Source organism: Bacillus sp. FSL W8-0848 (assembly GCF_038007805.1).
Lineage (GTDB): Bacteria > Bacillota > Bacilli > Bacillales > Bacillaceae > Bacillus > Bacillus glycinifermentans.
The window spans coordinates 3,592,619-3,615,109 of record NZ_JBBOYB010000001.1; the positions used below are offsets into that span (position 1 = coordinate 3,592,619).

Below are 22,491 nucleotides of genomic sequence, written 5' to 3' on the forward strand. Positions count from 1 at the left end.
CCCCTCTGACACCTCATAATTGCTTGCTGATGACAATTCTCTGTATTTCGCTCGTTCCCTCATAGATTTGGCACACTTTCGCATCCCTGAAATACCGCTCAGCATTGAAGCCTTTCGTATAACCGAAGTCCCCGAGCAGCTGAACCGCCTCGGTCGTCACAAACATTGCCGTTTCAGAAGCAAACAGCTTGGCCATTGATGCCGCTTTTCTCGTTTCCATGCCCTGTTCCTTCAATGAAGCAGCCTTGTAGACGAGCAGTTTGGCCGCCTCTGTCCTTGTCGCCATGTCCGCCAGCTTGAAGGCGAGCCCCTGCCGGAAGCTGTGAAGCTCTCCGTCCGGGTAGTGCGCTTTTAAAAATGCGGAAGCCTCGGAAAGCGCGCCTTCGGCAATTCCTAAAGCCTGGGCGGCAATCCCGATCCTGCCCCCATCAAGGTTTGACAAAGCCATTTTAAAGCCCTGGCCTTCCTCTCCGAGAAGCTGCTCGGATGGAATAACGGCGTTTTCAAAATTCAGGGTCACCGTTTGCGATCCGTGCAGACCCATTTTTTCCTCATTTTTTCCGATATGGAAGCCCGGCGTTCCTTTTTCAACGATGAAAGCCGATATGCCTTTCGTTCCGGCTTCAGGGTTTGTTGAGGCAAACACGAGATAGACGTCCGCTCCCCCTCCGTTTGTGATAAAGACCTTCGTACCGTTCAACACGTAGCGATCCTGTCGTTTTTCCGCTTTTGTTTTGAGGCTTCCCGCATCAGAGCCGGCGTTCGGTTCGGTTAAACAAAAGGCGCCCAAGTACCGTCCTGACGCCAGCTTTTTGACGTATCGCTCTTTTTGCCGTTCATTTCCGTACAACAGAACGGGAATCGTCACGATCGATGTGTGAACAGATAAAATCGCGCCCAACACCGCACTCGTCTTTGACAGCTCGTGAATCAACATAATGTACGAAAGGAAATCCTTTTCGGCCCCGCCGTACCTCGCCGGAATCGGCAGCCCCATCCAGCCGAGACCCGCCATTTTCTTTATGATGCCGGTTGGAAATTCCCCTTTTTCCATCTCCGGGACAAAGGGAGCTACCTCCCGTACTGCAAACTCCCTGACCTGCTTTTGCATATCGAGCTGTTCAGCTGTCAAATGAAGGTTCAATGGTGTCCCCTCCTGTTTATTTGGAGTCGTACGTATAAAACCCTTTGCCCGTTTTCTTTCCGAGCCGCCCTGCGCTGACATACTGTCTCAGAAGCGGGCACGGTCTGTATTTGTCATCGCCGAATCCTTTGTGCAGCGTTTCCATAATATACAGGCATGTATCAAGTCCGATCAGGTCTGCAAGAGCGAGCGGCCCCATCGGATGGTTCATTCCGAGCTTCATGATTCTGTCGATGCTCTCCTTTTCGGCAACCCCTTCATAAAGCGCAAAAACCGCTTCATTAATCATCGGCATTAAAATGCGGTTGGAGATAAACCCGGGAAAATCGTGCACTTCAACGGGGACTTTATTGAGCTTTTCTGCTGTAGAAACGACGGTATCAAAGGTTTGATCGCTCGTTTCAAGCCCCCTGATAACCTCGACGAGCTGCATGACAGGCACCGGGTTCATAAAATGCATGCCAATCACGTTTTGCGGCTTTTTCGTGGCAGAGGCAAGCTCTGTAATCGGTAAGGAAGATGTATTGGATGCCAATACTGCCGTATCTTTCGTCTTTTCATCCAAACGTTTGAAAATGTCCTTTTTAACATCCATACGTTCGACGGCAGCTTCAATGATTAGAAAGGCTTCTCCCGCATCATTAAGCGAGTCTGACGGAGAGAGGCGCAGGTATATATCTTTCACGTCATGGTGAGGCATCTTTCCCTTTTCCGCCTGCTTGACGAGCCGGTCGGAAATGCGTTTCATTCCTTTTTGAATCTGGTCTTCTGATACATCGTACATATAAACGCTGTAGCCGGCTTGGGCGCACACCTGCGCGATTCCTGACCCCATTTGGCCCGCGCCGATGACCATAATCGTATCATCCCTCATGAAAAATCCCCCTTTTAAACTTGGATCATGACGGCATCTCCCTGTCCGCCGCCGCTGCAAATCGCGGCAATGCCCGTACCGCCGCCGCGCCGTTTTAATTCGTACATAAGCGTCAAAAGGATCCTTGCCCCGCTGGCGCCGATCGGATGGCCAAGAGCAATCGCGCCGCCGTTGACATTAACCTTTTCCATATCGAGCCCTGCGATTTGTCCGCTTGCCAGAGCGACCGCCGCAAAAGCCTCATTGATTTCAAACAGGCTGATATCCGAAAGCTTCGCCCCCGTTTTTTTCAGCAGCTCATTGATGACAAGCCCGGGTGTTTTCGGAAAGTCTTTTGCTTCAACTGCGATGGAAGCATGCGCCGTCATGACGGCATAAGGCTTCAGATTCAAAGACTTTGCCTTTTCATCGCTCATGACGGTGAATGCACACGCCCCGTCATTTACGCCCGGGGCATTGCCCGCCGTAATCGTGCCGTCGCGGTCAAAGACGGGCGCCAGCGCGGCCAGCCGTTCGATCGATGTGTCGCTGCGCGGGGATTCATCATGTTTCACCGTCAGCTCTCCGCCCCGCTTTTCGCGAATGTTGACGGGAACGATCTCTTCTCCGAGGGCGCCTGAGGCGGCGGCCCGAACCGCCCGCATATGGCTCCGCAGCGCCCAGCGGTCCTGCTCCTCTCTCGTAATCTCTAATTCTCTTGCCGCAGAATTTCCATATGAGCCCATATGCACCCCCGTAAATGAGCAGGTCAATCCGTCAAGGATCATCAAGTCCTTAACAGACCCGTCTCCCATCCTCAGGCCCCATCTCGCTTTTGTCAGCGTATAAGGCGCATTTGACATCGACTCCATCCCGCCTGCGACAATGACGTCGGCATCGCCGGCGCGGATGATCTGATCCGCCATTGTCACGCTTCTTAAGCCTGATGCGCATACTTTATTGACCGTTTCCGTTTTAACGTCCCACGGAAGACCGGCATGCCTTGCCGCCTGCCTTGACGGCAGCTGTCCCTGGCCCCCTTGCAGAACGGTCCCCATAATAACTTCATCTACATCCTCAGGCCTGACACCTGACCGTTTCAGCGCTTCTCTGATGGCAATGCCTCCGAGTTCTGACGCCGTTTTTGGCTGAAGTGATCCGCCCAGTTTTCCGAAAGGCGTGCGCGCTCCATCGATAATAACCGTTCTGACCATCATTTCCTCTCCCCTGCATCTGTCATTTTCACCCGCTTAGGAAGCATGCTCTTTCTCTTCCGCACCAAAGACGGCGCGTTCAAGCAGTTCGGCCACATCGTATGTGCCGACTTGATCGTCGAGCTCCTTCGCCTTCGTTCCATCTCCGAGCATCGTAAGGCAATACGGACATCCAGAACTGATGACCGAAGGTGCCGCAAGGAGCGCCTGTTCAGTTCTGGCAACATTGATCCTTGTTCCCGTCTCTTCCTCCATCCACATGAGGCCGCCTCCGGCTCCGCAGCACATTCCGTTTTCCCGGCTCCGTTCCATTTCGACTAAGCGGATGCCCGGTATGGAGCGGAGAATCTCGCGCGGAGGATCGTAAACTCCGTTGTAGCGGCCCAAATAGCATGAATCATGGAACGTGACGGTTTCGTTAACCGGAAACTCAGGTTTAAGCTTTCCGTCCTTGATGAGGGCGGAGAGAATTTCCGTATGATGATAAACGTCTGCTTCAAGGCCAAAATCAGGATATTCGTTTTTAAACACATTGTATGCATGAGGATCAATCGTTACAATTTTTCGGATGCCATTTTTCTCAAATTCTTCGATATTTTTAGCAGCAAGCTCCTGAAACAGAAATTCATTGCCGAGACGTCTCGGCGTGTCGCCGGAGTTTTTTTCTTTATTGCCTAAAATCGCAAATGTGACGCCTGCTTCATTGAGGAGGCGCGCAAAAGCGACCGCGATTTTTTGGCTTCTTCTGTCATACGAGCCCATCGAACCGACCCAAAACAAATATTCAAATGAAGCGCCTTTTTTCTTCATTTCCTTTACGGTCGGCACTTCGACGTCTTCTCTCACGTCGCGCCAGTTCTCCCGTTCTTTCCTGTTTAGTCCCCAAGGGTTGCCCTGTCTTTCGATGCTCGTCATGGCGCGTTGAGCATCGGCGTCCATTTTCCCTTCGGTCAAAACGAGATACCGGCGGAGATCGATGATCTTATCGACGTGTTCATTCATCACCGGACATTGATCTTCGCAATTCCGGCAAGTCGTGCAGGCCCAGATTTCCTCTTCGGTAATGATGTCCCCGATTAAGCTTGGATTGTAAATTTCCGAGGCGGCGGCTTCTCTTGATCCTTCTCCGCCTGCTGCCAGTGCAAGCTGATTTCCCTTTGTATGGCGGAACAGCAGTGCAGGAACCCAAGGCGTTTTTGACGTGACGGCCGCCCCTTTTTCCGTCAAGTGGTCTCTGAGCCGCAAAATCAGATCCATCGGAGAAAGCATTTTTCCCGTGCCTGTTGCCGGACACATATTTGTGCAGCGGCCGCATTCCACACATGCATAAAGGTCGATGAGCTGCGATTGCCTGAACTCTTCAATGCGGCCGACGCCGAATGTCTCTTTTGATTCGTCTTCAAAATCGATCTTTTCAAGCTTCCCCGGATTCGTCAGCCTGCTGAAAAAGACGTTTGCAGGTCCTGCAATGAGGTGGGCGTGCTTGGACTGCGGAACATAGACCAAAAACGTCAGCAAGATCAAAAGGTGCGCCCACCATGCTGCATAGAAAACGGCCCCTGATGCGGTTTCGCCTATAAATGCGAAAACGAAAGCGACGAGAGAGGCCATCGGCTCGTACCATGACAGCGAATGCCCGTGCCAGACCATATTCATCCCGTTCCCGAGCAGTACGGTAAACATCAATCCGCCGATCAACAGCAGGACGATTCCCGACTTAAAGTTGCGTTTCAGCCTGACGAGCTTTTCGATATAACGTCTGTAAAAAGCCCAGCCCACCGCAATCAGAATCATCAGTGTGACGATTTCCTGGAAGAACGTAAACACCGGGTAAGCTTTACCGAGAGGCAGCCCCCTGTCAGGCATAAGCCCTTTTATAATAAAATCGATCGCACCAAACTGTACGAGAATAAAACCGTAAAAAAATACCACATGGATGATTCCGCTCTTCTTATCTTTGAGCAGTTTTTTCTGCCCGAACACATTCTCCCATATCCTTTGAAGCCTCTCTTTGATCCGCTTATCAAAAACCTCTTTTTGCCCGAGCTTGATATAGCTGATTCTCGTTCTGATCAGATAGACGAACAGATAAACAGCGTAAGCGGTTACACCGAGAAATGCGATGACATTCAACCACAGCAACGTACTCAACACTAGCTCCCCCTTTCAGTTCCCCTGAATGAAAACCCCTTCTGTCTATCTTTATCTTAAATAATGAATGAGTGTTCAGTCAATATTTTTTCATAATCGCTGGAAAATCGGAGATGCCGTTTGCCCACAGGATGTCATTCGTGTTTAACGTGTCAGCTCTGCGGGTAACACTTTCATTAGAGAGAATATTTACATACGGAGGGGATGCAAGATGAATCGAGCAGAATCCATTAAAATCGGCGAAAAATCGATGACGCTAAAAAATTTGATCGAGCTGTACCGGCTTTGCCGCTCAGCACAACATCAGCTATATATCTGCACGAAAAAAACGATGTGCAAAATTAAAGACCTTCTCGAATTGGAGATGTTCAGAATGTCCAATCGGGAGAAGGAGTGCCTTATCGTGATTGAAGGAAAAGAAGCGGAAACCTTGATACAAAAAGCGAAATCAATCGTTTACCAGACGAACGTTTCATAAGGAAGGGCGAACACCCTTCCTTTTTCGTATCTGTTTTCGACCGTTTTCATATCCGGGCTCATCATCAGCCGCCATCATCAAACAGACACCCCAGGCTTTGGCTGACAAGGCTTCAGCCAAAGCTTCCCCGGAGAACGGCCAAATAAAGACGTTGCAAACCCAGCCGAACCTGACAAAGTCCGAGATCACCCTGGCGAATCCGGCCCGCTTTCCGCCGTTTTCATACAGCCCGCAGCAAAGCTGCGTGTTCAGGATCATTTCCGTGACCAGCTCTTGTTTGATCCCTTTTTCCCGGTTGATTATTCGCTCAAAAAACGGCAGATTCAGTCCATATCAGGATTGTCTTTTGTTGCGGAAATGATAAACCCGTTTTCTACATCGATGCGATCTGTCTCCATCATCTCCGCCTTATATTTCGATAACAAAAAAATCCCTCATCCAAAAGGATAAGGGATGAATATTACATTTTTTCAGGCGCGGAAACGCCGATCAGTTTCAGCGCGTTGTTCAGGGTGATCTGTGTCGCTTTCATCAGCGATAGGCGCGCACGGCTTTTTCCTTCATCAGCTGCATCCAGAACCTTCTCGGCATTGTAAAAACTGTGCAGAGCGGATGCCAGTTCAAAAATATAGTTTGTGATGCGGTGAGGAATCCGTTTTTGAGCCGCGTCGGCGACCGCTTCAGGGAAAGAGCCGATCACTTTTAACAAATCGTATTCTTTTTCAGAAGCGATCTTTGAGAAATCAAGATTTCCTTCGGGTAGAATTCCTTTTTCTTCGCCCTGGCGGAGCATGCTGCAAATTCTCGCATGTGCGTATTGCGCGTAATACACCGGATTTTCGTTCGACGTGGAGACGGCAAGGTCAAGGTCGAAGTCCATATGGGTGTCAGCGCTGCGCATCGCGAAGAAATAGCGCACGGCGTCAAGGCCGACCTCATCGATCAAGTCGCGCATTGTTACGGCTTTACCCGTTCTTTTGCTCATTTTCATTTTTTCGCCGTTTTTGTATAGGTGTACAAGCTGGATGATCTCGACCTCAAGCGTTTCTTTATCATAGCCGAGCGCTTCGATGGCCGCCTTCATGCGCGGAATATAGCCGTGATGATCTGCTCCCCACACGTTGATCAGCTTTTGAAAACCGCGGTCAAGCTTGTCCTTGTGATAAGCGATGTCAGGCAGAAGATACGTGTAAGATCCGTCTTTTTTGATCAGCACGCGGTCTTTGTCATCGCCGAACGTCGTCGATCTGAACCATGTCGCCCCGTCTTCTTCATAGATATGTCCTTTGTCGCGGAGCGTTTCAAGCGCCTGATCGATTTTGCCGTTTTCGTAAAGCGATGTCTCTGAATACCACACGTCAAACGGCACGCGGAAATTCTCGAGATCTTCGCGAAGTTTGCCCAATTCGTATTTCAGCCCGTATTCGCGGAAAAAGGCGAGGCGTTCGCTTTCTTCCTCATGGATAAAACGGTCGCCGAACTCTTCGGCAAGCTTGCGTCCGACTTCTTTAATATCCTCGCCGTGGTATCCGTCTTCAGGCATCGGCTTATCCTGGCCGAGCGCCTCAAAATAGCGGGCCTCGACAGACAGAGCCAGATTGTTGATTTGGTTGCCGGCATCATTAATGTAATATTCGCGGCTTACCTCATAACCCGCTTTTTCGAGAACATTGCACAGGGAATCGCCGACAGCGGCGCCCCGGGCATGTCCCAGATGAAGGTTGCCCGTCGGGTTGGCCGAAACGAATTCCACCTGAACGCGCTCTCCCGCTCCGACATTTGATTCGCCGTAAGCTTCTCCTGCTTCAAGAACGGCAGGAATCAGCTTTGTCAAATATTGATTGTCCATATAAAAATTGATAAATCCCGGTCCTGCGATATCAAGCTTATCAATCGACGCTTTTCCTTTATCGAAGGTTGCGACGATGTCCTCCGCAATGCTGCGCGGCGCCTTTTTCGCGATTCTAGCCAGCTGCATTGCCATATTTGTCGAGTAGTCGCCGTGTGCTTTATCTTTCGGCACTTCCAAAACGACTTCCGGAATATCCGCCTCATCCGCCAGCCCCGCTTTTATGACGGCTTCTTTAATTTCCTGTTTCAGCGCATCCTTCATCTGTTCGACTATGTTCATGAATCATGTCCTCCTCTGTACGAAATCGACATTTTATGTAAGTGCTTTTGATCACCGCTTACAAGCATATCGTAAACAATATTGATATCGCCGTTCTCCTTTTGAGGTTGAACCGATATATCCTTTGTGTCCACCCCAAGCTCAAGCTGTCCGAACGGCATTTTATAATGTGTGACGGTTCGGCTGCCCTTTAGAAACCGCTGCTTCATTTCGATCGCGCCTGACCGCATCACCAACACTTCATTTTCGCTCGCCTTGACGATCGTTTTGACCTTTCCCGCCTCATGCTCTTCATGATAGGTAAGGTATAATTTATCTTTTTTCATATAATAAAATCCGGTTGTCCGGAATTCAATCGTTTCCAAGTCTGATCCTTCCTGGATAACGGATTTCACGTGAATCTTAACGGGTGTCTCCCGATCCATTCCGACACATCCTTTTTTCATTCGGATTTGACTTGATTAGTATAATCATTCAAGAACAAAAGTTCAACCGCTTCACCCTTATATACATCTTAACAGAACAGCCCGCAAGTTAAACACTTTTTATCAGAAATCACAAAAAAGTAAAAAGCTGTCCTGAAAGGGGACAGCTTGACTTATTTTACCCAGCCGAGCAGCATTTCGCGAATCAGCTTGCTTGCCGTATTCGCCGTCTGCTCCGAATGGTCGTAGACCGGTGCTACTTCTACAAGGTCGGCCCCGGCGACTTTCACATCGGAACGGGCAATTTCATGAATTGACGCGAGCAGCTCTTTTGACGTGATGCCCCCAGCGTCGACCGTACCCGTCCCAGGCGCATGCGCAGGATCGAGGACGTCGATATCGATCGTCACGTAGACCGGGCGGCCGGCGAGCTTCGGAAGGATTTGTTTGAGCGGCTCAAGCACTTCAAACTTGGAAATGTGCATGCCGTTTTCTTTTGCCCACTTAAACTCTTCTTTCATGCCTGAACGAATTCCGAATGAAAAGACGTTTTCCGGGCCGATCAGCTCCGCCGCTTTGCGAATCGGCGTTGAATGCGACAGCGGTTCTCCTTCATATTCGACGCGGAGATCTGTATGTGCATCCATATGAATGATGGCCAGATCGGGATATTTTTTATACATCGCTTTAATGACAGGCCATGAGACAAGATGTTCCCCGCCCATGCCGAGCGGGAATTTTCCTTTATCCAAAATGCTGTCGACAAATTCTTCAATCATATCAAGGCTGCGCTGCGGGTTCCCGAAAGGCAGCGGAATGTCGCCGGCGTCAAAAAAGCGAATGTCGGTAAGCTCCCTGTCCAAATAAGGGCTGTATTCCTCAAGCCCGATGGATACCTCGCGGATTCGCGCCGGGCCGAAGCGTGAGCCCGGGCGGTAGCTGACCGTCCAGTCCATCGGCATGCCGTAAAGAATCGCCTCCGCATCTTCCCAATCCGGACGGCTTGCGATAAATACCTTTCCCGAATATGCTTCATCAAATCTCATGTTGTTTTCAACCTCCTGAAAAAAAGCGCAGAATCTGGTTCCTGCGCAAGTCGTTTTTATTTGATTAAATCGCTGACGAATTTCGGAAGCACGAATGCCGCTTTATGGATCTCTTTTGTGTAGTATTTCGTATCGATGTCAAAGAAGCGGCTCTCTTCTACTTCAAGCGGATCGTATTTTTTCGAACCGATCGTAAACGTCCACAGTCCGCTTGGGTATGTCGGGATATTTGCCAAATACAGCCTTGTAATCGGGAAGATCTCTTTTACGTCGCGCTGAACGTTCGTGATCAGCTCAGGCGTAAACCAAGGGTTGTCCGTCTGAGCGACGAAGATGCCGTCCTCTTTCAGCGCTTTTGCAATTCCCGCGTAAAAGCCTTTCGTAAACAGGTTGACAGCAGGTCCTACAGGCTCTGTGGAATCAACCATGATGACATCGTACTCGTTTTCGGATTCTGCGATGTGCATGAAGCCGTCGCCGACTTTCACTTCGACACGCGGATCATCGAGCTTGCCCGCAATCGTCGGAAGGAATTTCTTTGAGTACTCGATGACTTTCCCGTCGATATCGACGAGCGTTGCCTTTTTGACGCCCGGATGCTTCAAAATTTCGCGGATGACGCCGCCGTCCCCGCCGCCGACGACAAGCACCTGCTCCGGATTCGGGTGCGTAAACAACGGAACATGGGCCACCATTTCATGATAGACGAACTCATCTTTTTCAGACGTCATGACCATGCCGTCCAAAAACAGCATGTTTCCGAATTCTTCCGTTTCCACCATTTCGAGATTTTGGAATTCTGTCTGCTCTGTATGTAAAGTCTTGTTGATTTTCATCGTAATGCCAAAATTCTTCGTTTGCTTTTCTGTATACCAAAGTCCGCTCAAAGCGTTATCTTCCTTTCATTATAAGCTGTATTTCTATCTATTTTTCTCATCTCAATAGACGATTATTCTGCTGTCGGCATCGGCTTTTGCCTAAAGAAAAAGTATAGAGGAATTGAAGGGAATTGTAAAGACGGCTCAGGCATCAAAAAGCCTTACCCATTAGATTCCAGCTTTCCGTGCGCGCCATCCGGTTTTTTCGTTTCTATTGTTTAAATCCTCTTCTTTTTTCTCATAATGATAAGAACATTTTATTAATCTGAGAGGGGATTTTCAGCATGGACATGATGACGAACAAGCGGGTCCGTTTGACCATCAAAACGATACGGGCTTTTTTGTTCATGGGAATATTAATGCTGCTTTTATTGTCCATCCTCATCATGACGGTTGTTCTGACCGCTAAGTGGCAGGGCGCTCCCTCCGTTCAGGTGCCGAGATCGACCGTGCTTTATGACGGAAACGGAAAACAGATGGGCGAAACCCATTATGGGCAGAAACGGTACTGGGTGTCGCTTGACAACATCAATCCCGCCGTCATCGATGCCACGCTTGCCGTTGAAGACCGGAATTTTTTCCGGCACCACGGTTTTGATTATGTGCGGATGGCCGGAGCCGTCATCGCCGATCTAAAAGCGATGTCCAAGGTTCAGGGCGCAAGCACCATCACCCAGCAATATGCGAGAAACCTCTACCTCGGCCATGATAAAACGTGGAAAAGAAAGTGGAATGAAGCCTTTTATACGATACGCCTTGAGCAAAATTATTCAAAGAAAGACATTTTAGAAGGCTATTTAAATACGATTTACTACGGACACGGTGCATACGGAATCGAAGCAGCTTCACGGATGTACTTCGGCAAGAGCGCCAAAAACATCAACGCGGCCGAAGCTGCCATGCTGGCCGGCATTCCGAAAGGACCGTCGGTGTATTCGCCGTTCGTTAACGAAACAAAAGCGAAAGAGCGGCAGGAAATGATTTTGACAATGATGGAAAAGGAAAACAAGCTGACAAAAAAACAGGCGGCAAAACTGAAGGAAATGCCGCTCACATACAAAAAACGGGAGAAACAAACCGAAGCAAAGGCGGCTCCGTACTTTTATGACGAGGCTGTCAAAGAAATCGCCCGCCTCCTAAAACTGACGCCGGAACAAGCGGAAACAGGCGGTTACAGCGTGTATACGACCCTTGATTCCCGCCTGCAGAAAATCGCCGAAAAAGCGGTCAAACAGACGATCGACTCGAAAAGCGGCATTCAAGCCGGATTTGCCGCAGTCGACCCGTATAACGGCAGCGTCCTCGCCCTCGTCGGGGGACGGGACTACGAAAAAAGCCCGTTCAACCGCGTGACGCAGGCGAGGCGGCAGCCCGGGTCAACGATGAAGCCTTTGCTTTATTATTCAGCGATTCAAAACGGCTTCACGCCGGCAACGAGGATGAGAAGCGCAGAAACGGCGTTTGAGCTCGGAAATGGAGCCTTGTATTCCCCGAGCAATTACCATGGCTATTACGCGGACGGTCCGATCACCCTGCTTCAGGCGCTCGCCTTGTCGGATAATATTTACGCGGTAAAAACGCACCTTTTCCTCGGAATGGACAAACTGATCGATGCTGCCAAACAGTTCGGAATTACAAGCCCGCTCCAGAAAGTGCCCTCACTGGCGCTCGGCACGTCGCCCGTAAAGCCGATCGAAATGGTGAATGCGTACGCCATGCTGGCAAACGGCGGAAAGCAAATCGAGCCGTCATTTATTACGAAAATCACCGATTCGAACGGGACGGTGCTTTATGAAAAACCGAACCGCCATAAGCAGCTACTTGATCCAAAAGCGGCTTTTATTACGGCAAACATGATGACCGGCATGTTTGACACATCGCTGGACGGCTACACATCGGTGACCGGCCGGACGATCGCCGGTAAATTAACGCGGACATATGCCGGAAAATCGGGAACGACGGGCACGGACAGCTGGATGATCGGTTTTTATCCCGGCCTCGCCTCAGGCGTATGGACCGGCTATGACAAGGGACGGTCGATCGATATCGTCAAGGAAAAAAACTACGCCAAACAAATTTGGGCCGAGTTCATGGAACGAGCGCTTGCAGGCGAACCTGAGGCTGCATTAAAACCGCCTGATGGCGTAAAAAGCGTGTATATCGATCCAACCACTGGATATGCCGCAGCCCCGGGCTGTCCGGCCAGGCATCTCGCCTACTTTATCGAAGGAACCGAGCCTGACCAGGTGTGCTTCGGAAAAGAAACGTATCAGGACAAAAAAGCCGAACCGGAGAATCCCGCAAAACCGCACAAACGAAAAAAATGGTGGGAATGGTGGTTCAGGAGAAATGAATAAAACCCCGGGCCTTCTAAAGCCCGGGGTTTTGCTATTCCTGAAGCAGTCCTTTTTTCAGCTCATCTGACGAACGATCCCAAAGCCCCTGATCGTGATTTTTTAAAAACTCGCCAAGCACATGCTTTGAATCCTCATCCATATGGTCGACGATAATCTTCCGCTTCATCGATTTATCCATTAAATTGACATGCTCCGGAAGCTTTTTGTAGCCGCGGCGAATGCTTCTGTCCACCGTCATTTCACAAGCCGTCACACCTGCGTAATAAGGGCCTTCCTCCTTCCGGTCGATGGTCACCCAGACAAGCCAATAAGGCTTCCCGTTCGGCACTTCCTCTTTATTCGGAAGAAATTTAATCCCCTTTTCGACGGCGCTTCTCGCATGCATGGCGCCGATATCAATGAACGCTTCCTTTTCCGTCACATCGACGATCACGGGGGATACGTTATCAAGGCTCAATGAACCTGCGCCGAACCCACCGTGTCCGTCCGTCGGATCGCTTTTAATGATATTGAAGCCGATAGTTTTTTTCTTTTTTCCTTGTTCCATCAATAATACCTCCTACATCAGCGGCCGGAAAACGCTGTTAAAAATCGAGATGATCAATTCCCGGCCATCGTTGAGAAATGGCCAGAATACATATTGCCCAAGCGGCGTAATGACGATGATCAGAAAAACGATCGATCCGTAAGCTTCGTATTTCGTCAGCTTCGCCCGCACATCAGGCGCAACGACGACCTGTATGACCCGGAAGCCGTCAAGCGGCGGAAACGGCATTAAATTAAAAAGAAATAAAAGCAAGTTTAAATTGACCCAAATCGTCAGAAACTGAAGCAATCCGGAATAAAAAGCGGAAGGCAGCACAGAAGTCAGCTTTGCAGATAACAGTGCCAAAAGAAATCCGAGCAAAGCAAGGACCAGGTTGCTGACCGGCCCGGCAATCGAAACGAGAAAACCGGCAAGCCTCGGCTTTTTAAAATAAAAACGGTTGACGGGTACGGGCTTCGCCCAGCCAAATCCCATCAAAAATATCAAAATCGTCCCAAACGGATCAAGGTGTTTGAGAGGGTTGAGCGTCAGCCTTCCCTGCCGCTTGGCCGTTTCGTCGCCAAATTTGTATGCCACATATGCATGGGCGACTTCATGCACGGTAAATGCGGCGGCAAGCGTCAATACGACGTACGGAATCATTTCAAACGGATACATCAAAAAACGGTCTAAAATAGTTTTTCCCTCTTTCTCGTATACAAAGATTTACTATCTTCAGTATACTATAAGAGCATCTTATGCTAAAGTGAGCGAATTTTTTTAGGGGGAGGACAAAACATGCCGTACGTAACCGTTCAAATGCTCGAAGGCCGCACTGACGAGCAAAAAAGAAATCTTGTCGAAAAAGTGACAGAAGCCGTCTCTGAAACAACGGGGGCGCCTAAAGAAAGGGTCGCTGTCATCATTGAAGAGCTGAAAAAAGAAAATTACGGAGTCGCCGGGAAACGGATGAGCGATCAATAATCAAAAAGGGCGCCTGCCGCTTATTGCAGGACGCCCTTTTTGATTATTGATACCAGGCTTTATTTCTTGAGATCTGGCTGTTATGAGCCGAATCCCAGACATCGACCGTGTACGCGTAATCGTAGTTCATAATGCAGCGAATCCCGCTTCCTTGCGCATCATGATTTAATCCGAAGTTATGTGAAAATTCGTGTGTGGCCGCTTTTGCCGTATTGGCCGTTCCCTGGTCAAGGTTGACGCTGAAGGCGCTGCCGCTCGGCTTGCTGCTGTATACATACGCGATGCCGCCCGCGTCAAAGTTGCTGTTGGCGGTAAATCCGACGACGAATTTATAATTTCTTCCGCTGAAGCTCCTTTGAAGGTTTGAGAGAATTTGAGAGCTGTTGCTGCCTGAAGACGTCCAAGGCGCCACTGCCTCCACGACAAAATCAATGCTGTGATCGCGGTTGAACATTACATCAGCCTGCTCGACAATTTGAACGATTCTCGTCTGCCAGTCGCTGTATTTCGCACGATACTGGGCATCCGCCACAGCCAGAACGCTTACCTTCTGAGCGCCTGTTGATGCCTGTGTCGAAAATTCCCCATTGCTTGTATTCTTTTTGAACGTTTTCGTTCCAGTGACATTTCCTTTTTCGTCAAGAATTTTTGTAACTGTCGTTCTTTCAATTTGAACTTTTCCGTTAAAATCTTTAAAACTCTCAGCTTTCGGCAATGACTCGACATAGGTTCCTTTTGCCCCGCGGGCGTGCTCATGATCGTGGCCGTCCGTTTTGGCTACCCCCGCCGTCAGTCCTGGAATCAAACCGGCAGACAGCAGCAAAGAAAAGAATACAGAACGCTTTTTCACTTTCAACCCCTCCTTATTTTTGAACGAATTAAAAATTCTTCCACTTATCTGAAAATTCCTTCAATTCAGATAAAAGAGAGGACATATAGCATACGTTCTTTTTGCTGCTTTCTTTCTAAATTCCTACAAACCCCCATCATTCGACAAAAACATATAACAAAAAAACCTGTCGTCCGACAGGTCTTTTAACACAGATCCTTTAGCTTTTCTATGTAAGCGACGGCTTCATCGAATTCTTCGTCCGTATACCGCTGTTTGCTCTTAATCGTAAACACTTTTTCTCTGATCTCATCCTGATCAAGGTCCTCAAAGTAAAGGATCGTGGCGACCAGCTCCAAAAATCGCGAAGACTGGCAGTTCACATCGTCAATATACGGCTTGATATCCTTCATTTCCAGCTCGCACTGGCTTAAAAATTGCCTTCCCGCTTCAGTGGGAGAATACCGGTATTGATAATACCCGCCTTTTTTCTCTTTGACTTCATGGAGAAATCCGAGATTGCACAGCTCTTCAACCTGAAGCGTCAGCTCCTCCGAGTACGGGCCGTAAAAGTGGAAATCGTACTTTTCATAAAAGGGAAGCTCCAGCTTCTTTGCAATATAAATGATCTTTTGCAGCTTTTTTCTCCCGATGATCTCCCCTGAATCCGAGAACACCTTCATCAGCTTTGCATGTTCTTTTAACAAATCCCCGACACCTCCTTCATCCTTTTCTTTCTATGTCAGTCCAATCAACTCTTTGATTCGATCCCCGCGCGGGCCGGCTCCCAGTCCTTCGATGAGATCCAGCGGAAAATAAAGCTTATGATCCGTCCTCCGTTTGCCGGAAATCGCATCGACAATGTCAGACTGGCGCGACAGTTCCTTAATCTGACCGCTATTTGTCAGCAATTGGATCGGCAGGCGCTCTTCTTCCTCTCCCGGCCTGTAGAAATCGTAAGGAAGGTCTGATGAGGAATCCACCACAAGATAATATTCGGGATCAATACCTGATTCTTTAAACAGCGAAGTCAGCTCAAAATAAGTCGCCATTTCTTCATTCGGATTGAATTCGGCGTACTGGAACAGCCTGCGGTTGATGAAACGGCGGCATAAATCAGACAGAATCTCATCCTCTTCTTTTTCCCACGCCTGAAAGTAATAAAGAATAATCGCCTCATCAAGGCTCAAATAATCATCCAATGTGACGTTTCCTTCGAAAATGGAGTAAAAATGGACAGGTGCATGCGTAAATATGTAGCCTTCCTGATGAAGCTGCTTTGCCCTGTGAAGGATTTTCGTCAAAATAACCTCAGCGCTTCTTGTCACCGGATGGAAATAGACTTGCCAATACATCTGATAGCGGCTCATGATGTAATCTTCGACAGCATGCATTCCGGTCTGTTTAATGACAATCTGGTCTTCGCGCGGCCGCATGACGCGAAGAATCCGCTCCATGTCAAAGTGCCCGTAGCTGACGCCGGTGTAGTATGCGTCGCGCTGCAGATAGTCCATGCGGTCAGCGTCAATCTGGCTTGAGATCAGGCTGACCACCTGTTTGTTTTTGTAGGTTTTCGCAATGACTTCGGCGACGTCCTTTGCAAATGTCGGGCTCACCTTCCCAAGCACTTTGTTAACCTCTGTATCGCCTAATATGATCGCTCTCGTAAAATCTTCGTGATCGAGGCGGAATACTTTTTCAAATGAATGGGAAAACGGGCCGTGCCCCAAGTCGTGCAAAAGCGCTGCGCACAGGCACAGGTCGCGTTCGCTGTCATCCCATTCGTCCCTGCCTTTAAACACGTCATCAACCATTCTTCGGACGATTTCATATACGCCGAGGGAGTGGTTAAAGCGGCTGTGTTCAGCGCCGTGAAACGTCAAATAGGTCGTCCCAAGCTGCTTGATTCTGCGCAGCCTTTGGAACTCGCGTGTTCCGATCAAATCCCAGATAAGCTTGTCCCGTACGTGGACATAACGGTGTACAGGATCTTTAAACACCTTTTCTTCAGATAATTTTCCGTATGGATACGCCATTTCTGTCCCTCTTTTTTTAAACGTGAGGCAAACTGCCAAAACCGTTCTTATTCAATCTTTCGGAACTTCGTTTTTTATATCTTTTTCTATTATATCGGGTCTGTTTTTTGAAAACATCCTTGAATTTGCCCAAAAACTTGTTCCAGTATGCAGGAAAAGCCGGTAAACAAGCAAAAACGCCTGACCCGTCGGGGAGGCGATTATTTTTTGACTTTCTTTTTCACTTTTTCGATCAGCTCGTCTTCAGTAGGAGCTGAAAGCGGTCGATTGTTGACAAATGCAAACGATTTTTTCCGTCCCGGCCCGCAATAAGACTGACAGCCGATCTCCACTTTCGCATCCGGATCGATTTCCTTCAGCCGGGGCAAAAGCGTCTTTAAATTCGTGGCCTGGCAATCGTCACACACTCGAAATTCATTCGCCATTTCATACGCTTCCTTTCGTTAAAGTTCATCTGTCTTTATGGAAGGCATTCGATTTTTGCCGAACTGTAATAAAAATGACACCATCCTCCATTGTACAAGGATTCTCCCATTCCTGCAAGGAGCGGCCGCTAAAAAATCACTTCCTATTCTTTTAGCAAACTTGTATAAATATTTTCCAAATTGGACAATCTAATACCAATACTGACATGGGAGTTGAGAAGTGATGAAACAAAGACAAGACGCATGGTCTGAGGAAAACGATTTATTGCTTGCCGAAACCGTTTTACGGCACGTAAGGGAAGGCAGCACACAACTGAACGCATTCGAAGAAGTCGGAGACAGACTGAACCGGACATCTGCCGCCTGCGGCTTCAGATGGAACGCCGTCGTCCGTCATCAATATGAAAAAGCCCTGCAGCTGGCGAAAAAGCAGCGCAAGCAGAGGATGCGCGCCCTTGGAAACGGCCAGCCTGCGAAGAAGCGGCTCCTATACAAACCGCCTGTCGAAACAGACGCAATAGACTCCGCTGAAGCGGCGGTTCAGCCGAATGCCGGTGAGGCGGGAACAAGCCAGGAGAAGGCTCCGATCTCAAGCGAAAACCTGCCTTACGTTGATGAAAGCTTTAAAGAAGAGTTAGCTAGTCTATCGCATCTTCTATCGCCAAATCAGCCGAATGCCGGACAGGCAGCTCCTTCAAATCTGACGATGGATGATGTCATCCGCTTTTTGCAATCGTATACGGGCAGTCAGGAGCAGACAGACGCGTTAAAAATGGAGAACGACCGCTTAAAACGCGAAAACGAGGAGCTCGCAAAAAAAGTCGAAAAGCTTGAAGCAGAAGTCAAAAAGCTCGAGAAGGACCAGACGACCATACAGGAAGACTACGAAACGCTCGTGAAAATCATGAATCGTGCAAGAAAGCTAGTTTTATTTGAAGATGACGAGCATGCTGCACCCGCCTTTAAAATGGACCGAAACGGAAATTTAGAGAAGATGGCGGAATAACCGCTCCCCCCTTTTCAACCGAAAGGGGGCATTTTTTCTTGATTTTGCATGACATAAATTTCATAATGGTGGTAGCAATCGATAAGGCGGGTTTTTCCAATGAGATTTGTTTTATATTTTGTCCAGTTCGGCACGGCTTCCATGCTGTTTTTATTTTCCGGCATAGCAAGCTGGTATCAGGGCAGCGCGCTGCTCTCCGATCCTTGGGAATGGAAGTATTCAGCCAAATTTACAAAGCTGTTCTATGGAGCCGATTCGATCAAGGATGCCGGCGATATCTCGCAGCTTGATTTTTTCGTTTACGCGGCAAAACACACGCCCGCAACAGTCGTATTAATGGCCGTCAGCTTCATTTATATTGCGGCCCTCTCCTCATGGCTGTTCATCAAACGCCGAAACCATCGTGCGCACGCTGCCTAAAAAAACGCCCCTGTCTCAGGGGCGTTTTTTCTAGCCAAATACCTTTTTATTCCGCTCGATCATGCGCAACAGATTTTTTTCATACTCGCTTTCTTCTTCTCCTGAAAGCGGCGCCTGGAAGATGTCCCCGCTGAGCTCCTTCAGCTGCGTCAAAAGAGCAAGCATCAAGTCCTGAACAGAAATGTCCTTCTTGAGCAGCTCAGAGAGCGAAGCCATCGTCTCCGGTCGGATATCAGGGTAAACGGCTTTCGTTTTGCCCCGCTCGTCTTGTAAAGCGATGTCGTAAAAGCGTCTGATGACTTCCGCGCGCTCGCTTCCGCTCCCGTCGGCGCACAAGTAAATCTGCACGGCCACTCCGCCCCTTAAGCGCCTTTGCGAAATTCCGGCGAATTTTTTTCCGCCGATGCTTAAATCATAGCTCCCAGGGCAGTACGATCCGGCGATTTCGTATGCTTCCACCTTGGCATTGTAGGGCGACAGCACTCTTTTGATAAGCTCATACATCGCCTCATAGCCGCGGTCAATATCGATGCCGTATTTCTTGTCCTGAAAAATGAGCGATACGTTCAAAACCCCGCTGTCCAACACGACTGCAAGTCCGCCGGAATTGCGGACGATGGCCTTGTAGCCCGCATCCTCAAGAAAAGCGATGCCCTCTTTTAAATAAGGGAGCCTCGTATCCTGAATGCCGAGGACGATCGTGTCATGATGCACCCAGGAGCGCGCTGTCGCCGGGGACAGGCCTTTTCCGACTGCAGCGCACAGCGTGTCGTCGATCGCGAACGATTGTTTTGCGTCAAAATACGGGCCGAGACTGGATTGATCGATAATTCTCCATTTCGGCTGGATCAGTAAGTCAATCTGCTTTGCCATTTATCATGTAAACCCTTCCGTTATGCATTTTTAGCTAAAATCCATTATACCATTTGCCGAACGGCAATGTGCAGATTCAACCTGATTTTATGGATTCTTAGATTATATGACGCTTAACGGCTGTTCCTCAAACTCCAGCGGCAGCCCGACATAGTTTTCCGACAAGCTTTGTGCGGCCGCTTTTGACGTCGTGACATGATCGAGTTCGGCCAGTTGGATTTGGTAATCAAACGGCGTGTAATCGCGGTGCCGGTGAAGAAGCGATGTCATATACCATGAGAACCGCTCGGCTTTCCAGACGCGGCGGAGGCATACCTCGGAGTACCGCTCAAGCCGGCCGGTGTCGCCTGAAGCATAATAGTCAAAAAGCGCCCCTGCAAGAACCTGAACGTCTGCCATAGCCAAATTCAGCCCTTTCGCTCCTGTCGGCGGGACAATGTGCGCTGAATCTCCGGCCAAAAACAGCCGGCCGTATTGCATCGGATCGCAAATAAAGCTTCTCATCGGCACGATGTTTTTTTGGATGACCGGCCCTTCGATCAGCGTCCATTCATCATCGGTCGAGAGCCGTAGCCGAAGCTTCTCCCATATCCGCTCATCCGGCCAGTCGTCAATTGAATCCTCCGGGTTTACTTGAAGATAGAGGCGCTGGATCTCCGGCGTCCTTGTGCTGTGCAGGGCAAATCCGTCTTCATGATGTGCATAGACAAGCTCAGGAGCTGACGGCGGCGCCTCTGCCAAAATGCCGAGCCAGCTGTATGGATAAATTTTTTGGTATTCTTTGCGGATCTCCGCGGGAATAGACTGCCTGCTCGGGCCGTGAAAGCCGTCACATCCTGCAATGTAGTCGCAGGTGATTTCTTCCCTTTCTCCCGATTCATTCAAATAGGAGATGTTGGGCTTTGTCGTATCAAGACCGGACAGGCATACGTCAGTAACGCTGAAAAACATTTTCCCGCCGGCGTTTATGCGCGCGGCGATCAAATCCTTGATCACTTCATGCTGCGGATAGATCGTCACGTACTTTCCACCCGTCAGATGGTGCATGTCAATCCTGCGGCGTTTGCCGTTGTAGCGAATTTCGATTCCTTCATGGAATATCCCCTTTTTCATCATCCGCTCCCCGACGCCTGTTTCATTGAGCAGATCGACTGTCATCTGTTCGAGAACACCGGCCCTGATCGTCCGCTCAATCTCCATGCGGGAACGGGATTCGATGATCACCGATTCAATCCCTTTGCGCTGGAGCAGATGAGCCAGCATCAATCCCGCCGGTCCAGCTCCGATAATTCCTATTTGTGTCCGCAACGTGTTTTCCTCCCGTTTTTTAAATTTTCACTTCGCTTCCAATTTGACGCCGCCCCCCGGCTTAGCCGCAACATCAAAGCTTGCGTGATTCTCCTGAATCAGCATGATGCCGATCGCCCCGACGAGGCTCGGGATGGCAAACATCATAAACGCCTGCTTCGGATCAATGCCTGCCGAAAGGATGAGCGCAACCAGGGAGGGCGCAATGATCGCGCCGATTCTGCCGATTCCTAAGGCCCAGCCGATCCCGGTGGCTCTGATTTCCTTCGGATAATATTCGGAAATATAAGGGTTCGCAATGTTCTGCGTCCCTACCGTACATGCTCCGCCTAAACCGATCAGCACATACAAAAGCACGGGGTTGACCGTTAACCCGAAAGCCGCAAAACAGAAGGCTCCAAGCACGTACATAGCGGCAAGCACTTTTTTATGACCGGCCTTGTCGGCCAAATAGCCGCCGATGAGGGCGCCTGCTGCCTGTCCAACGCAGAGGACAAGATTGAAAGACAGGCTTGACGAAAGGCCGTAGCCTGACTCCTGCATCATTTTCGGAAGCCATGTATTCAGTCCGTAGACCATGAGCAGGCAGCTGAAAACAGAAAGCCAAAAGGCGAATGTGCTCGATGCCCGCTTTTGTTCGAACAGTTTTTTGACCGGAAAGCCTTTTGTTTTTTCCGCGATGCTGGAAAATTGGTAATCATCGCTTGCGCTGTATTGTCCGCAAGGATCGACTTTGTTGAGAATCTCCGCTATTTTTGGCGTTTGTTTTTTCAAAATATAAAATGACAGGGATTCGGGAAACCGTTTGAAAAAGAAAGGCAGCACAAACAGCGGAATGACGCCGATCAGATACAGAACCCTCCAGCCGGCAGCCGGTACGGCAAACATGCCGACCAGGGACGCAAATACCCCGCCCGCAGAATAGCCGCAGTACATCGCAGCGACGATGACAGCCCTGTGCTTTTTCGGCGAATACTCGGTCATAAGGGAAATGGCGTTCGGCATCAGGCCGCCCATTCCGAGAGCCGCGATAAAGCGCATGATCGTAAACAGCGCCGGAGAATCGATCAGTCCGGCCGCCGCAGTAAACAGACTGAACAAAAACATGCAGAGGCCGAGTACCATTTTCCGGCCGAATTTATCGGCGATCGGTGAAAAAAGGAGCGCGCCCAGCATCATCCCGACCAATGTGTAGCTCCCGACCGCCCCGGCCTGAACGGGCGTAAGGCCCCATTCCTCCATCAGCCACGGCAGGCTGACGCCGTACATCGCAATGTCATATCCGTCAAAGGCGATCGCAAAAAAACACCAGAGAAAAACGGTCAGATGGATTTTGCTAAATTTGCCGGCGGCCATCACTTCTGCGGGATGAACAAAACGTTTTCTCATTTTCCCTCCACCTCATGG

General features: G+C 49.4%; 23 protein-coding genes. 5 read left to right on the forward strand and 18 right to left on the reverse strand.

Translation table 11 applies throughout. The annotated features are described in order from the left end of the window. Positions 1-13: 13 nt before the first annotated feature. From NSQ39_RS18970 to NSQ39_RS18985, 4 genes are read right to left on the reverse strand one after another with little or no spacing between them, the layout of a single operon-like run. Positions 14-1,144 (reverse strand): acyl-CoA dehydrogenase family protein, encoded by a 1,131-nt coding sequence (locus NSQ39_RS18970; RefSeq protein ID WP_272901856.1) that lies wholly within the window; start codon positions 1,142-1,144, stop codon positions 14-16. A 16-nt stretch (positions 1,145-1,160) separates the two neighbouring features. Beyond that, positions 1,161-2,018, reverse strand: a complete 858-nt coding sequence (locus tag NSQ39_RS18975) for a 3-hydroxybutyryl-CoA dehydrogenase (RefSeq protein WP_046130276.1) — start codon at positions 2,016-2,018, stop codon at positions 1,161-1,163. 14 nt (positions 2,019-2,032) lie between these two features. Beyond that, positions 2,033-3,211 (reverse strand): acetyl-CoA C-acetyltransferase, encoded by a 1,179-nt coding sequence (locus tag NSQ39_RS18980; RefSeq protein WP_175076707.1) that lies wholly within the window; start codon positions 3,209-3,211, stop codon positions 2,033-2,035. 36 nt (positions 3,212-3,247) lie between these two features. Continuing rightward, entirely contained in the window at positions 3,248-5,362 is a 2,115-nt protein-coding gene (locus NSQ39_RS18985; RefSeq protein ID WP_175076678.1) for a (Fe-S)-binding protein, read from the reverse strand. Between the two features lie 211 nt (positions 5,363-5,573). Between NSQ39_RS18985 and NSQ39_RS18990 the strand changes: the two genes are divergently transcribed. Next, positions 5,574-5,840 (forward strand): hypothetical protein, encoded by a 267-nt coding sequence (locus tag NSQ39_RS18990; RefSeq protein WP_046130273.1) that lies wholly within the window; start codon positions 5,574-5,576, stop codon positions 5,838-5,840. Here the strand turns inward: NSQ39_RS18990 and NSQ39_RS18995 are convergent. The 5 genes from NSQ39_RS18995 to speE form a co-directional block, all read right to left on the reverse strand. Next, positions 5,835-6,098, reverse strand: coding sequence for a hypothetical protein (locus NSQ39_RS18995; protein WP_175076677.1), 264 nt, complete (start codon positions 6,096-6,098; stop codon positions 5,835-5,837). The genes NSQ39_RS18990 and NSQ39_RS18995 overlap by 6 nt on opposite strands. 202 nt (positions 6,099-6,300) lie before the next feature. Next, positions 6,301-7,971, reverse strand: coding sequence for an arginine--tRNA ligase (gene argS, locus NSQ39_RS19000; RefSeq protein WP_175076676.1), 1,671 nt, complete (start codon positions 7,969-7,971; stop codon positions 6,301-6,303). Next, positions 7,968-8,396, reverse strand: a complete 429-nt coding sequence (locus tag NSQ39_RS19005; protein ID WP_236809789.1) for a DUF1934 domain-containing protein — start codon at positions 8,394-8,396, stop codon at positions 7,968-7,970. Before NSQ39_RS19005 ends, argS begins: the two co-directional genes overlap by 4 nt. A 173-nt stretch (positions 8,397-8,569) precedes the next feature. Beyond that, positions 8,570-9,442, reverse strand: a complete 873-nt coding sequence (gene speB / locus NSQ39_RS19010) for an agmatinase (protein WP_175076674.1) — start codon at positions 9,440-9,442, stop codon at positions 8,570-8,572. 56 nt (positions 9,443-9,498) lie between these two features. Next, the gene (speE, locus tag NSQ39_RS19015; protein ID WP_082094075.1) at positions 9,499-10,329 is read right to left on the reverse strand and encodes a spermidine synthase; all 831 of its coding nucleotides are present in this window, start codon (positions 10,327-10,329) and stop codon (positions 9,499-9,501) included. Positions 10,330-10,604: 275 nt separating this feature from the next. Between speE and NSQ39_RS19020 the strand changes: the two genes are divergently transcribed. Then, positions 10,605-12,677: a transglycosylase domain-containing protein gene (locus tag NSQ39_RS19020; RefSeq protein ID WP_341016531.1), complete on the forward strand. Its 2,073-nt coding sequence runs from the start codon at positions 10,605-10,607 to the stop codon at positions 12,675-12,677. A gap of 31 nt (positions 12,678-12,708) precedes the next feature. On the opposite strand, the gene NSQ39_RS19025 is transcribed toward NSQ39_RS19020, so the two are convergent. Continuing rightward, positions 12,709-13,224, reverse strand: a complete 516-nt coding sequence (locus NSQ39_RS19025) for a YwhD family protein (protein ID WP_046130267.1) — start codon at positions 13,222-13,224, stop codon at positions 12,709-12,711. Between the two features lie 12 nt (positions 13,225-13,236). Continuing rightward, on the reverse strand, positions 13,237-13,881 hold the full coding sequence (locus NSQ39_RS19030; protein WP_175076672.1) for a site-2 protease family protein: 645 nt from the start codon (positions 13,879-13,881) through the stop codon (positions 13,237-13,239). Positions 13,882-14,001: 120 nt separating this feature from the next. Between NSQ39_RS19030 and NSQ39_RS19035 the strand changes: the two genes are divergently transcribed. Continuing rightward, positions 14,002-14,187 carry a 2-hydroxymuconate tautomerase gene (locus tag NSQ39_RS19035; protein ID WP_046130265.1) on the forward strand — a complete coding sequence of 62 codons (186 nt, stop codon included), beginning with the start codon at positions 14,002-14,004 and terminating at the stop codon, positions 14,185-14,187. Positions 14,188-14,230: 43 nt separating this feature from the next. Here NSQ39_RS19035 and NSQ39_RS19040 read toward each other — a convergent pair whose 3' ends face one another. From NSQ39_RS19040 to NSQ39_RS19055, 4 genes are all read right to left on the reverse strand, one after another. After that, positions 14,231-15,037: a zinc-dependent metalloprotease gene (locus NSQ39_RS19040; RefSeq protein ID WP_046130264.1), complete on the reverse strand. Its 807-nt coding sequence runs from the start codon at positions 15,035-15,037 to the stop codon at positions 14,231-14,233. 185 nt (positions 15,038-15,222) lie between these two features. Further along, positions 15,223-15,723 (reverse strand): YwgA family protein, encoded by a 501-nt coding sequence (locus tag NSQ39_RS19045; protein WP_046130263.1) that lies wholly within the window; start codon positions 15,721-15,723, stop codon positions 15,223-15,225. A gap of 30 nt (positions 15,724-15,753) precedes the next feature. Next, complete coding sequence (locus tag NSQ39_RS19050) at positions 15,754-17,052, reverse strand: HD domain-containing protein (protein WP_175076670.1); 1,299 nt, start codon at positions 17,050-17,052, stop codon at positions 15,754-15,756. Positions 17,053-17,252: 200 nt separating this feature from the next. Further along, the gene (locus NSQ39_RS19055; protein WP_026589133.1) at positions 17,253-17,477 is read right to left on the reverse strand and encodes a DUF1450 domain-containing protein; all 225 of its coding nucleotides are present in this window, start codon (positions 17,475-17,477) and stop codon (positions 17,253-17,255) included. 220 nt (positions 17,478-17,697) lie between these two features. Here NSQ39_RS19055 and NSQ39_RS19060 point away from each other — a divergent pair, with 220 nt between their 5' ends. Together NSQ39_RS19060 and NSQ39_RS19065 are read left to right on the forward strand one after the other, a co-directional pair. Then, a complete protein-coding gene (locus NSQ39_RS19060; protein ID WP_175076669.1) occupies positions 17,698-18,483 on the forward strand; it encodes an RsfA family transcriptional regulator in 786 nt (261 codons plus the stop codon). Positions 18,484-18,582: 99 nt separating this feature from the next. Next, positions 18,583-18,903: a YjdJ family protein gene (locus NSQ39_RS19065; protein ID WP_175076668.1), complete on the forward strand. Its 321-nt coding sequence runs from the start codon at positions 18,583-18,585 to the stop codon at positions 18,901-18,903. A gap of 30 nt (positions 18,904-18,933) precedes the next feature. Here NSQ39_RS19065 and NSQ39_RS19070 read toward each other — a convergent pair whose 3' ends face one another. From NSQ39_RS19070 to NSQ39_RS19080, 3 genes are all read right to left on the reverse strand, one after another. After that, the gene (locus NSQ39_RS19070; RefSeq protein WP_216899285.1) at positions 18,934-19,776 is read right to left on the reverse strand and encodes a lipoate--protein ligase family protein; all 843 of its coding nucleotides are present in this window, start codon (positions 19,774-19,776) and stop codon (positions 18,934-18,936) included. A 102-nt stretch (positions 19,777-19,878) separates the two neighbouring features. Beyond that, complete coding sequence (locus tag NSQ39_RS19075) at positions 19,879-21,084, reverse strand: 4-hydroxybenzoate 3-monooxygenase (RefSeq protein WP_216899283.1); 1,206 nt, start codon at positions 21,082-21,084, stop codon at positions 19,879-19,881. Between the two features lie 27 nt (positions 21,085-21,111). Beyond that, positions 21,112-22,473 (reverse strand): MFS transporter, encoded by a 1,362-nt coding sequence (locus NSQ39_RS19080; protein WP_216899280.1) that lies wholly within the window; start codon positions 22,471-22,473, stop codon positions 21,112-21,114. Positions 22,474-22,491: the final 18 nt, after the last annotated feature.